Origin of the sequence: Pseudomonas sp. DVZ6, from assembly GCF_024259445.1 — a bacterium.
GTDB classification, from domain to species: domain Bacteria; phylum Pseudomonadota; class Gammaproteobacteria; order Pseudomonadales; family Pseudomonadaceae; genus Aquipseudomonas; species Aquipseudomonas peradeniyensis.
The window spans coordinates 18,182-30,307 of the sequence record NZ_JANCLM010000044.1; the positions used below are offsets into that span (position 1 = coordinate 18,182).

Below are 12,126 nucleotides of genomic sequence, written 5' to 3' on the forward strand. Positions count from 1 at the left end.
ATGACCCGACCCTGGCACGACCTGCACAGCCCCGACTCACGGCTAAGCCTGTACCTGCGCGCCCTCGGCAAACGCAAGATCCGTGGCAGCCAGCTGCCGGAGCAGGGCCTGCGCTGCTTCCTGCGGGTCGATCCCGCCAACCTGGCGGCCTACCGCCGGCTCTGCCACTTCGCCGACGACGGCCGCCTGCCGGGTACCTACCCGCACATCATGGCCTTCAGCTTGCAACTGCAGCTGCTCACCGCCGAGGCGTTTCCCTTCCCGCTGCTGGGGCTGGTGCACCTGCACAACAGCCTGCAGGTGCTGCGCCCCCTGGGCGGCATCGACGGGCTGCGCTTCGCGGTGTATGCCGACAACCTGCAGCCCCATGAAAAGGGCGGCACCTTCGACCTGGTGACCGAGGCCGAGGACGGCCTCGGCCTGCTCTGGCGCGAGACCAGCCGCATGCTGGTGCGCGGCCTCAAGCTTGACGCGCCAGTGGCCGACCTGACCGAAACGACGCCCGCCGCGCTGCCCGAGGCGACCCGCTGGTATGCCGACGGCGATATCGGCCGGCGCTACGCCAGGGTCTGCGGCGACTACAACCCGATCCACCTGAGCAGCCTCACGGCACGCCTGTTCGGCTTCCCCAGGGCCATCGCCCACGGCATGTGGAGCAAGGCCATGGCGCTGGCGGCCTTGCAGGGGCACCTGCCCAAGACCGGGTATGCCTTCGCGGTGGACTTCCACAAGCCGGTGCGCCTGCCTTCGGAGGTGATACTGAGCGCCAGCGAGGCGGGGCCGAGCGGCGAGCTGCGCCTGGATGGCCACGGCGGGCTGCTGCATATGCTCGGCAGCTGGCGCACGCTCTGATCGGGCTTGCTTTGCAAGGCACCTCGCCGGAAGCTATGCGCCACGAGGAGACCCCGATGAACCTGCAAGAACTGACCGAACGCCTGCACCGCATCCGCGACACCAACGACTGGCGGGTGTTCCACAGCCCGAAGAACCTGGCCATGGCCGCCAGCGTCGAAATGGCTGAACTGGTAGAGATCTTCCAGTGGCTGAGCGAGGACCAGTCCCGCCAGCTGCCCGCCGACAAACTCGCCCATGCCGGCCAGGAAGTGGGCGATATCGTCCTTTACCTGTTGTTGCTGTGCAGCGAACTGGGCCTGGACATGGACGAGGTGGTGCGGGCCAAGCTCACCGACAGCGAGAGGCGCTTCGGCAAATGAACGACCGTCACTTCGATGAACTGGCCAGCCGCTTCGCCGAGAAGATCTACGGCGGCGCCAAGGGCGCCATCCGCCTGGCGGTGCTCCAGGCCGACCTGGCCGAAGCCCTGCCCGACCGTCCACTGCGGGTGCTCGATATCGGCGCGGGGCTCGGTCACATGGCCCTGTGGCTGGCCCAGCGCGGCCACCAGGTGACCCTTGCCGAACCCGCCGCGCCGATGCTCGACGGTGCCCGCGCGCGCTTTGCCGAGGCCGGCCAACAGGCGACCTTCATCCAGGCGCCCTGGCAGGACCTGCTCGGCCAGCTCACCGAGCCGTACGACCTGGTGCTGTGCCACGCCGTGCTCGAATGGCTGGCCGAGCCCGAGAGCATCCTGCCGGTCCTGCATCAACTGACCGCGCCGGGTGGCTGGTTGTCGCTGGCCTTCTACAACCGCGACGCGCTGGTCTACCGCAACCTGCTCAAGGGGCATTTCCGCAAGCTGCGGCACAATCGCCTGGCCGGTGAAAAGCAGAGTCTCACGCCACAGAAACCACTTGATCCGCGCGAGCTCAAGGCGCAACTTGAAGCTCTGTGGAAGGTCGAAAGCGAGAGCGGTGTACGGGTATTCCACGACTACATGCCCAAGGAGTTCCAGGACAAGGCCGAGCTGCTCGATCTGCTGGAGATGGAACTGGCGCACCGCCGCCATCCCAGCTTCGCCGGCCTGGGCCGCTACCTGCACTGGATGTGCCGCCCCCACTGACCCGCTTGCCAGGAGGATCCATGCCGTATCGTCTGCTCTGCCTGGCCTTGCTCCCCCTCGCCCTGGCCGCCTGCCAGGGCAGCAACCCCTATGTCGCCAGCGGCAAGCCGCTGCCACCAGCGCCGCACCAGGCCGCCAGGACCTTCGATGCCAGCGCCTATCCCGCGCCGGTACGCGATTACGGCCGTTATCGCAGCTGGAGCTGGCGCAACAACCAGCCACCCGCAGGCCTGGTCAACGCGACGCCGGGCCAGCTGGCCGACGCGGTGAGCGGCGCCCTCGACCAGCACGGCCTGCGCCCGGCCCACAATGCCCCCGCCGACCTGCTGGTCAGCGCCGACGTACGCCTGGAACGGCGCCTGCGCCAGGTGCGCGACTACGACTACGATCCCTACTACGGCCCCTACCCCTACGGTAGCGTCGGCTACGGTGGCTACCGCAACGGCTATGGCGGCTACGCCAGCGTGCCGATCGTGCGCACCTACGAAGTCGAAGTGATGGTGGTGCGCATCGACCTGTTCGATGCCCGCAACGGCCAGCCGGTGTGGAGCGCCAGCGCCGAAAGCGGCAGCGACAAGGACTCGCCGCGTGAACGCGAAGGCGCCCTGCGCGAGTCGGTGAGCAAGGCGATGAACGGCTATCCTCCAAGCTAACGTTCAACGGAGAACCACCATGTTGCGCCGTCTCGTTCTACTGTCCTTCGCCCTGCTGCTGGCCGCCTGTTCGAGCAACAACGTGCAGCACGACTTCGATGCCAGCCGCGATTTCGCCGCTTACCGCAGTTGGGCCTGGCTGGAGCCGGGCCTGCAATATCGCCCGGACGACCCGCGGATCAAGAGCGACCTGACCGAGCAACGCATTCGCCAGGCGGTCGCCGGCCAGCTCGACCAGCGCGGCCTGCGCCCGGTCCAGGGCAATGCCCGGGCGGATGTGAAGGTGCGCGCCTACCTGATCGTCGAGGACCGCCAGCAGCAGATCACCACCAACTACGGCGGGGCCTGGGGTGGCTACTGGGGCGGTTACTGGGGCGGACCGATGTACAACGAGACGCGCAGCGTCGACTACAAGGTGGCGACCATCCAGGTCGACCTGTTCGACGGACGTGACGGCAAACTGGTATGGCGCGGCAGCGCCGAGCAGATCATGAACAACTACCCGCCCAGCCCGCAGGAGCGCAACGCGGCGATCCAGAAGACCGTGACCCAGGTGCTGAGCAACTACCCGCCGCATTGAACCTTGTGCTGTCGCGTGGAGGACAGCGTTGCAAGCACCACCAGCGTGGGAGCGGGCTTGCCCCGCGATCACCGGCAAAGCCGGTGCCATGCACCACATCGCGGGGCAAGCCCGCTCCCACGCGGCTCCAGCCAAATCAAAGAATTTCGGTATGTTCCATAAGGGCGTAACAGCAGACAAGGCAACTTGCCATCACCTTGACTACACTCCTTGCACCGCCGCCGTGCTGCCGGGCCACAGGCCGGCAAAGGAGTGCCCGTGGTTCCCCGTTCCGCTGTGCGCCAACGCGGCGCGATCGGCCTGATGGCCGCGCTGACCATGGGCCTGGCCCTGGTGTTCATGCTCCTGACCGTCGACAGCGGCCGCCTCTACCTCGAACAACGCAAGCTGCAGCGCATCGCCGACATGGCCGCCCTGGAAGCCGCCGAACACGGCGGCGTCTGCAGCGGCAGCGGCCCACAGGCCTCCACCCTGGCCCGCACCGCGGCCACCCGCAACGGCCACTCGCCCTTCAATCCACTGATCGCCAGCTGCGGCTACCTGCGCACCGGCATCGACAACCTGCGTACCTTCAACGCCGATAACGCGCGCAACGAGGCGATCAAGGTCGAAGTCAGCAACGTGGTGGTCACCAGCGTCGCCGGCGGGGTGTACGCGCTGGTCCAGGGCGGCGCCATCGCCCGCACCACCACCCTGCGCGCCAGCGCGGTGGCCGGCAGCCCCGGGACGCCCCAGGCGCGGCTGAGCATCCGCACCACCCTGGCCACCGTCAACTCGACCCAGGGTTCGGTGCTCAACGCCCTGCTCAAGGCCCTGGGCGGCTCGGCGCAGCTCGATGTGCTGGGCTGGCAGGGCATCGCCAACACCCAGCTCGACCTGTTGAAGTACCTCGACCAGCTGGCCGTGGACCTGCACCTGGATATCGGCGACTACCAGCAACTGCTCAATGCCGACACCAGCGCCACCGTGCTGCTGCAGGCCGCGGTCAAGGTGCTGCAGCAAAGCGGCGCCGCCGTCGATGTGATCACCAACCTGGGCAAGCTGGCAGCGGACCTGCCGGTGGGCGGCCTGCAACTGGGCGAGCTGCTCGACCTGCAGAACGGCACGGCCCAGGCCGGCCTGGATGCCAGCATCCAGCTGCTGCAACTGGTGCAAGGGGTGATCCAGCTGGCGGCCAGCGAGCACGCGGTCAACGCCGACCTGCCGATCAATGTGCTCGGGCTGGTCAATGGCCGCGTGCAACTGCGGGTGATCGAGCCCCCGCAGATCTCGGCGGTGGGCGACCCGCGCACGGACGAGCTGCGCATTCATACCGCCCAGATCCGCGCGTTGGTGTCACTCGACCTGCCCCTGCTGAGCGGCATCGCCGGGCTGCTCAACGCCGTGCTGGACCTGGCCGCGCCACTGACCAATGTGCTCAACAACCTGCTCAGCCTGAACCTGCTGGGCACCGTGCAGTCGCTGACCTGCGCCCTGGGCATTCCGTGCAAGGTCAGCGACATCAAGCTGCTGGACGGCCAGGTGCATATCGATATCGGCATCGAAGTGGCCGAAGGCAGCAGCCGCCTGCGCCCGGCACCCCCCGACAACTACACCTGCACCCCGAAAAGCCTGACCACCCTCACCCAGCGCTCGGCGGCGAAGATCGCCATCGGCAGGTTCGATTCCCCGGCGGACTTCCTAAGCAACGGCACCACCGTGGTCAAGGCCCTGCCGGTCATCGATATCGGCACCAATGTCTGCAGCCGCCTGCTGATCCTGCCGCCGTCCTGCGGCACACGGGTGCCCTATGCCGGCGGTGGCATAGGCCTGCGGGTGGACAGCAAGCTGCTGGGCAATGGCCCGGTCGAAAAGACACTGCTGTTCAGCGGCGCCCACGCCCCGACCGAAATCGGCCAGGAACCTGCCTACCAACCCATGGACAGCGACCAGGCCCAGGTGGTGGCGAGCCTGTCCGACACCCTGGCGGGCATCCACCTGGAAGCCTACAAGCCCACCGGCAATGGCGGCCTCGGCCAGGTGCTGGTGCTCACCGCCGGACTGCTGGACGGGGTGAAGAACATCCTCGAACCGGTCATCAAGAACCTGCTCGGCCCCCTGCTCGATCCCCTGGTCAACGGCTTGCTCAAGGTGCTCGGCATCGACCTGCTCGACGCCCAGGTCGGCACCAACCTCAGTTGCGCCAGCGGCCACGCTCAACTGGTGCTGTGAAGGGGCAGCTCGACCCGCAAGCACGCGCCGTCGGCGCCGTTGTCCACGCTCAGGCGGCCTCCCATCTGGCTGACGATGCCATGGCTGACCGACAGGCCCAGCCCGGTGCCGACCCCGGCCGGCTTGGTGGTGAAGAAGGGTTCGAAGATCCGCTCGTGCAACTGCGGATCGATCCCGCCGGCGTTGTCCTCCACCAGCAGCCATAAGCATCCGCCATGCAGCGCCTGGCGTACCCGGATCCACGGCTGTGCCACCTGCTTTTCCAGCAAGGCGTCACGGGCGTTGACCATCAGGTTGATCAGCACCTGTTCCAGCTGGTCCTGGTGCCCGAGCACCTGCGCCAAGGCCTCCGGCGGTTCCAGGCGCAGCGTCACGCCCTTGCCGCGCAGGCCTTCCTCGAGCAACGCCCCGGCGCCTTCCACCGCGGCCCAGGCGGCGAAGCACTCGCGCTCGACCGCCGAGCGCCGGCCATACACCCGCATATGGTCGACCAGTCGGGCGGCGCGCTCGACCTGGGCCTCGATACGGCGCAGCTTGTCCTGCAGGTAGGCCTGATCGGCGGCGCCGTTCTCCAGGCGCTTGAGGGTGTTGGCCACCGCCATGCGCATCACGTTGAGCGGCTGGTTGATCTCGTGCAGCAGGCCGGTGGCCAGCTCGCCGAGGGTCGCCATCTTCGCGCCCTGCAGCAATTGCTGCTGGCTGCGCCGCACCTCGGTGTTGTCGCGCCCCACGGCCTGGACCTCCAGCAGGTTGCCGTCGGCGTCGAACAAGCCACGGTCGGCCCAGACCCACCAGGCATGCTCGCGGCCGGGCAGTTGCAGGCAGATCTCCGCGCTGCTCACGGGCTGCTCCGGGGTCAGCGCCCGCAGGCGCAGGAGAAAGGCCTCGCGCTGGCCGGCAGACAGCCACTGCCCCAGGTCCGCACCCTGCAACTGCTCGGGCGTGCAGCCCAGGTAATCGGCCAAGGGTCGGTTGCCGAACAATACGGTCAGGTCCGGGCGATAGCGGCAGATCATCGCCGGCGAGTCCTCCACCAGTACGCGGTAGCGCTCCTCGCTCTGGCGCATGCGCTCGGCGGCTTCGGTGGCTTCGCTGACGTCCAGCCACAGGCCGACCACCTCCAGCGGCTGGCCAAGGTCGTCACGCAGCAGGCGGGCCTCGTCGAGCATCCAGTGATAACCACCAAGGTGATCGCGCAGGCGATAGCGGCAACGCACCTGGCCATCACGCAGCAGGCTGCGGGTGCGCTCCAGCCACAGCGGGCGGTCGTCCGGATGCACCGCCAGGCCCGGCTGGCGCGCCTGCTCGCTGTCGGCCGCCCAGCCCAGCAACGGCGCCAGGCTGGCGCTGTAGAAGTCGCTGTGCAGTGCGCCTTCGGCATAGCGCTGCACGTAGATCACCGCGGGTGAGCGGGCGATGAGGTTCTCCAGGCGCGCACGGGCCGCGCCGGCCTGCTGCTCCTGGGCCTTGAGGGCGCTGATATCGAGCAGGAAGCCGCGCAACTGGTCGCCCCGGCCCTGGCCGGCCCAATGGAACCAGCGCGGCGGCGCCAGGGGATCGGGGTCCGGCAAACGCACGCTGAGGCTCAGCGCTTGCCCGTCACGGGCCTGGTCCAGGGCCAGTTGCGCCGGCTCGCGGTCCGCCGGGTGCAGGCGGGCGAGCCATTGGCCAAGGCTGACCCGGTTCGCCAGCCCGAGGGTCGCGGCCAGGGCCGGGTCCAGCTGCAGCTCGCCGTGCGCCGGCCATTCCCACCAACCTGCGCCCAGCTGGCGCTGCAGATCATCAAGGTGATGGGCCTGATGCTGCAGTTGCTGGCGGCGATGGCGCACCAGCAGCGGCTCGGTCAAGGTCCGCACCAGCGCCAGGGCCATGTCGACCGGGGGCGCCTGCCGCGCCCCGGCGCACAGCACCCAGGCCTCGGCCTCCAGGCCCTGGCGGTAGGGCACCAGGAACAGCGACGTACCACCGCACAGGGCGAGCAGTTCGGGGTCGTCATCAACATCGATCAGGGTATGGGCCGGCCAGCGGTCCAGGCGCTCACGCAGCCTGGTATCGTCAGGCCAGGGCCAGGTCTCGTCGCTGCTGGCGTAATGGCGCCAGCCACCCGGCTCGCGCAGCATCAGCCGCAGCGCGGCCGCCTGCCAGTGCTCGGCCAGGCTGTGCAGCTGTTCGCGGGTCGTCTGCAGCAGACGCTCGCTGCCGCATTCGCGCAGGGCGTGGCCGATCTCGCTGAGCAGGGGGCGCTGACGATCCCAGCGCTGTTCGCGCAACAGGTCGCCGATATCGAACAGCTGCAGCATCCAGCCCTGTTCATGGCGCTGCAGCCAGCCACGGGTGTGCAACGCATGGCCCATGACGGTGTGAAAGTCCAGGTCCAGGGGCTGGCCCTGCCAGTCGGCGGGCTGCCCTTCGAGCACCAGCCAGCTGTGGCGTTCCAGATAGTCATGCACCTGCGCGCCTGCCTGGCCGGGCAGCGCCAGCAGGCTGCGCAGCGGGCCGGCCAGGCGCAGCACCCGCGCCTGATCGTCGAGCCACAGTTGCAGGCCAATGGCCGGCGTTACCTCGGGCGTCTGGGACGGGGCAGGCGCGGCAAACCAGCGATCGAACAGGCTACCACTCACAGTTGCAGGCTCGCCTGGGCCTGCAGCCGCGCGGGCAGCTTCGGTACGTCACCGACCACCGGCAGCACCAGGGTCGGCAGCACCCGCGTCAGGCGCGAGCGCGGGTAGTCGATCACCACCGTGAGCACCTTGTCCACACCGACCGTGACCCGGGTGTCGGTGAGCACGTTGAACCCCAACGCGTTGGGCATCCACGCCAATTGCTGGCCGATCACCTGGCGGGCCAGCCCCTGCACGTCCAGCTCAAAGGTCTGGCTGGTCGGGTCCACGGCCACGCAGCGGCGCACCGCCTCGCTGCTGGCCTGGTTGAACGACTGCAGCATCAGCATCGGCAGGGCGTAGCTGACCAACCCGTAGAACACCGCGAAAAACACCATGAATACCGCGACAAACTCGATGGCTGCCGCGCCTTTTTGCCGTCCCGCCGGGCTTGCTTTCATGATCGCGTCTACCCTGACTGTGAGACCTGTCTGAAAGCATAGAACCGTTCAACGAATAGGGATGGCAATTTGCCAATGCAAAGCATTGTTCTCCTGATGTGGCTTGCCTTGTGCACCGAACAAGATGTCCGTGAACGGCAAATCTCCAACGCCCTTACCCTCGGGGTCGCGGCGTGCGCCCTGGCCTGGCTGTTCGCCACCGGACGCAGCTGGATTGGCGCCGACGCCAGCGAGGCCGGCTGGGCCCTGGCCATCGTCATGCTGCTCACCCTGCCCGGCTACATGCTCGGCCGCTTCGGCGCCGGCGACGTCAAGCTGATGGGCGCCCTGGCCCTGGCCACCAGCCCGCAGTACGTGCTCGGCACCTTCATCGGCGCCGGGGTCACCGTACTGGCCTGGATGTTCGGCCGGCGGCGCCTGTGGACCCTGCTTAATCCCAAGGTGAAAAAGCGCCTGCAGGCGCTGGCCGAACAGGTCGGCGACAAGCAGCCCTTTGCCCCGTATGTGCTGGCCGGCTTCCTGTTGACGGCCGTCTGGATCCAATAACCGACCGCTGGGTCGCTTCCATGAGCTAGATGCATGTACATAATTGCAAAGTGCGACTACTTTTCTACCTGCCAGAGCCTCTGGCCCGGGAGCAGAGCCGATACAACAGGGAGTTGATCGTGAATAAATCTGTCAGTGAGGTGAAAGTGCTGGTGGTCGACGACCAGCCAGTGATCGTCGAAGAGTTGTGCGAATTTCTCGAAAGCGAGGGCTACCGTTGTGTGCCCGCCCATTCCACCGGCCAGGCCATCGACTGCTTCAAAGCCGACGAGACCATCGGTTTGATCCTGTGCGACCTGCACATGCCCGAGCGCGATGGCATCGAGCTGGTCCGCACCCTCAAGCAGATCGCCGGGCCGCAGCGCATGTTCGAGGCGATCATGCTGACCGGTCGCGCCGACAAGCAGGACGTGATCCGCGCGCTGCGCGAGGGCTTCGCCGACTACTACCAGAAACCCATGGACCTCGACGAACTGCTCGAAGGGGTGCGCCGACAGGAAGCGGCGCTGCTCGAACGGCGCCGCAACTTCCGCGAGCTGGGCAGCCTCAACCAGCGCCTGCAGGAGCTGGCCGAGTCCATCGACGATCTCTACCAGGACCTGGAAAAAGCCCGGGGCCAGGGCACCCACCGCCGCGCCAGCGACGCCGAGGACGGCGAGGCGGAGCTGCCCGCCGCCTTCGAGAAGCTGTCACCGCGCCAGCTTGAGGTGGCCCGGCTGGTGAGCAAGGGCAAGACCAACTACCAGATCGCCTGCGAGCTGGGCATCACCGAAAACACGGTGAAGCTCTATGTGTCGCAGGTGCTGCGCCTGACCCACATGCACAACCGCACGCAGCTGGCGCTGGCGTTGACCCCGCGTTCGTCGCCGGTGCACCAGCGGTTTACCACGCACTGACCTTGTGAGTACCGCCTCTCTGTAGGAGCGGCCTCGTGCCGCGAAAGGGCTGCGAAGCAGCCCCTGGGCTCCTGCGTTCATGCAGAGATTGCGGGGCCGCTTTGCGGCCCTTTCGCGGCACAAGGCCGCTCCTACACGCATCGTGCCAGTGTTGTGCGATATCAATTGTTCGACGAACTGATCTTGGTCCAGCGATAGAAGTCAGGAATCGCGTACTTGTAGCTGTCCAGCCAGCGCTGCATGGCCTGGTCGCGCTCCTTGTCGGTCTGTTCCTGGCGCACGCTGGAGGCCTGGCGATTGCTCGCCTGCACCTGCAGCAGGGCCTCGGTGGCGGTTTGCGGACGCGGTTGGCGCGGTGGTTCTTCGGCCTGCGCCAGCAGCGGTGTGGCCAGGCAGGCCAGGACGATCCAGGGCTTGAACATGATCACCTCCCGATCAGTTGATGGCCGCGGCCGAGGATTCGGTCGCCGCCAGCGGGCCACGCCCGTTGGACCTGATGCGCTGGGCCCGGGCCTGGGCCTCGGCGAACTGCTCGGGCTTCAGGCGCAGGCGATTGACCAGATCCTCCGCCTGGCGCCAGTTGTCCTGCACCAGCGACAGGGTCACCAGGTTCACCGCCGGCAGCGGGTTGTCGTCCTTGAGCTCGATGGCGGTGAGAAACTCGAAGCGCGCCTGTTCGTGGTTGCCCAGGTTCATCTGCACCACACCCAGGTCGTTGCGCACCTTCTCGTCGGTGGGTGCCAGGCGTGCCGCCCGCTGCAGGTTGCGCAGGGCCTGGACGTCATCACCACGGGCCGAGGCAAGCTGGCCCAGGCCGTGCTCGCCCTCGGCGGCCAGGCAGCCGCCAAGCAGGCTGCGGTAGAGCGGCTCGGCCTCGCCGCGCCCGAGCTGGCGCAGCACCTTGGCCTTGCGCAGGCGGACCTGGTCGAGGGTGTCGGGCAGCTGTTCGAGGTGGGCCAGGCCCGCGTGCGGGCGACCCTCGCTGATCATCTGGTCGGCCATGTCCAGGCTCAGTTGCTGGTCGGCGTCGGGCTTGCCGCAGGTGCCGCCACCGAGCAGACGGGCCAGGCCTTCGGGGGGCTGGCCAGCGCAGCCGGTGAGCAGCAACAGGGTGCTTAGCAGCAGAATCGTTTTCATTGCATTTCCCCCTCTCCAAGGCTGCTCTCATGGAACAAAACGTAATTTGTTGATTTAACTTGAACAGCGTGGGAGCGGGCTGGCCCCGCGATCACCGGCGGAGCCGGTGCCATGCATCGCATCGCGGGGCAAGCCCGCTCCCACGCAGCCCCAGCCAATTCAAAAGTCACGTTTGGGTACATGAAAGCGATGTTCATGAGCCCAAGGCCCGCGCCAGCGCGGAAAAACCTGGCCCGGCCAGGACGATCAGCAACGCCGGGAACAGGAACACCATCATCACCGCCGACATCTTCGCCGACATCTTCGACACCCGCTCCTGCAGGCCAGTCAGGCGTCGGTCGTCGAGCAGTTCCTTGAGCGCCAGCAGCGATTTCATCGACCCACTGCCCTGCACCAGCAGCTGCTGGAGAATGACGCAGGTGTCGATCAGCTCGTCCACCGCCAGCAGGCGCGCGGTCTTTTCCAGCTCAGGGCCCAGGGCCAGGCCGGAATCGACCCGCTGCAGGACCAGGCGCAATTCATCGCTGATGTTCGGCACCAGGCTGCGGCCTTCATGGGCCAGCACCCGCAGGGCCTGCTCCACCGCCAACCCGGTTTCGAAGAGGATGCGCAGCAGCGGGATCAGCAGGCTCACCTCCTGGGCGATCTGCCGCTGGCGCCGCGCCGCCGCCAGCACCAGCAGGCGCTTGGGCAGCAGGTAACCCGCGCCCATCGCGCAGAGCACCAGCACGCCCCAGTGCCCGCGGTTTTCCCCGGGCAGACCATGGGCCAACAGCAGCGCCACGCTCACCGCCAGCAGCGGCAAACCCAATTGCACGGCGGCGAACAGTGCCCGTTGCCGGCTGCGCCGCCAGCCCAGGCGGTCGAGCAGCGCCTGGGTCTCGCCATCCAGTCGTTGCAGGCGCCGCCCCAGCGGACTGCTGCCCAACCACTGCAACCAGTCGCCGAGCCGCTCGTCACGGGCCAACCGTCCCTGCAGCCGCCGCGCCACCCGCTGACGGGCCCGCCACTGCTGCGCGGCCTGCAAGGCCAGCAGCACGAACGCGGCGAACAGGAACAGCGCGCAGAGCAACATGGCCATG

Annotated in this window: 13 protein-coding genes; 8 read left to right on the forward strand and 5 right to left on the reverse strand. The window is 67.6% G+C overall.

All coding sequences use genetic code 11. From position 1 onward, the window contains the following. From NMG10_RS22030 to NMG10_RS22055, 6 genes are all read left to right on the forward strand, one after another. Window positions 1–852, forward strand: coding sequence for a MaoC/PaaZ C-terminal domain-containing protein (locus tag NMG10_RS22030; RefSeq protein WP_234562291.1), 852 nt, complete (start codon window positions 1–3; stop codon window positions 850–852). A 56-nt stretch (window positions 853–908) separates the two neighbouring features. Next, a complete protein-coding gene (locus NMG10_RS22035; RefSeq protein WP_254465137.1) occupies window positions 909–1,214 on the forward strand; it encodes a MazG-like family protein in 306 nt (101 codons plus the stop codon). Then, window positions 1,211–1,960: a methyltransferase domain-containing protein gene (locus NMG10_RS22040; protein ID WP_110739130.1), complete on the forward strand. Its 750-nt coding sequence runs from the start codon at window positions 1,211–1,213 to the stop codon at window positions 1,958–1,960. Before NMG10_RS22035 ends, NMG10_RS22040 begins: the two co-directional genes overlap by 4 nt. Window positions 1,961–1,980: 20 nt before the next feature. After that, window positions 1,981–2,613, forward strand: a complete 633-nt coding sequence (locus tag NMG10_RS22045; protein WP_254465138.1) for a DUF4136 domain-containing protein — start codon at window positions 1,981–1,983, stop codon at window positions 2,611–2,613. A 19-nt stretch (window positions 2,614–2,632) separates the two neighbouring features. After that, entirely contained in the window at window positions 2,633–3,193 is a 561-nt protein-coding gene (locus NMG10_RS22050) for a DUF4136 domain-containing protein (protein ID WP_234562288.1), read from the forward strand. 258 nt (window positions 3,194–3,451) lie between these two features. Further along, a complete protein-coding gene (locus NMG10_RS22055) occupies window positions 3,452–5,404 on the forward strand; it encodes a pilus assembly protein TadG-related protein (RefSeq protein WP_234562287.1) in 1,953 nt (650 codons plus the stop codon). Here NMG10_RS22055 and NMG10_RS22060 read toward each other — a convergent pair. Next, window positions 5,389–8,025 carry a PAS domain-containing sensor histidine kinase gene (locus NMG10_RS22060; protein ID WP_254465139.1) on the reverse strand — a complete coding sequence of 879 codons (2,637 nt, stop codon included), beginning with the start codon at window positions 8,023–8,025 and terminating at the stop codon, window positions 5,389–5,391. The two genes, NMG10_RS22055 and NMG10_RS22060, sit on opposite strands and share 16 nt — an antisense overlap. Beyond that, entirely contained in the window at window positions 8,022–8,465 is a 444-nt protein-coding gene (locus tag NMG10_RS22065; RefSeq protein ID WP_203650371.1) for a TadE/TadG family type IV pilus assembly protein, read from the reverse strand. Before NMG10_RS22065 ends, NMG10_RS22060 begins: the two co-directional genes overlap by 4 nt. Window positions 8,466–8,540: 75 nt before the next feature. On the opposite strand from NMG10_RS22065, the gene NMG10_RS22070 reads away from it, so the two are divergent. Beyond that, complete coding sequence (locus NMG10_RS22070; RefSeq protein WP_028691368.1) at window positions 8,541–9,011, forward strand: prepilin peptidase; 471 nt, start codon at window positions 8,541–8,543, stop codon at window positions 9,009–9,011. 119 nt (window positions 9,012–9,130) lie between these two features. Then, window positions 9,131–9,907 carry a response regulator transcription factor gene (locus NMG10_RS22075; protein WP_203650369.1) on the forward strand — a complete coding sequence of 259 codons (777 nt, stop codon included), beginning with the start codon at window positions 9,131–9,133 and terminating at the stop codon, window positions 9,905–9,907. A gap of 161 nt (window positions 9,908–10,068) precedes the next feature. Here the strand turns inward: NMG10_RS22075 and NMG10_RS22080 are convergent, their stop codons facing one another. From NMG10_RS22080 to NMG10_RS22090, 3 genes are all read right to left on the reverse strand, one after another. Next, a complete protein-coding gene (locus tag NMG10_RS22080) occupies window positions 10,069–10,329 on the reverse strand; it encodes a DUF3613 domain-containing protein (RefSeq protein ID WP_232857068.1) in 261 nt (86 codons plus the stop codon). A gap of 13 nt (window positions 10,330–10,342) precedes the next feature. Then, window positions 10,343–11,044 (reverse strand): tetratricopeptide repeat protein, encoded by a 702-nt coding sequence (locus NMG10_RS22085; protein WP_232857069.1) that lies wholly within the window; start codon window positions 11,042–11,044, stop codon window positions 10,343–10,345. Between the two features lie 193 nt (window positions 11,045–11,237). After that, window positions 11,238–12,125 carry a type II secretion system F family protein gene (locus NMG10_RS22090; RefSeq protein WP_198744463.1) on the reverse strand — a complete coding sequence of 296 codons (888 nt, stop codon included), beginning with the start codon at window positions 12,123–12,125 and terminating at the stop codon, window positions 11,238–11,240. Window position 12,126: the final 1 nt, after the last annotated feature.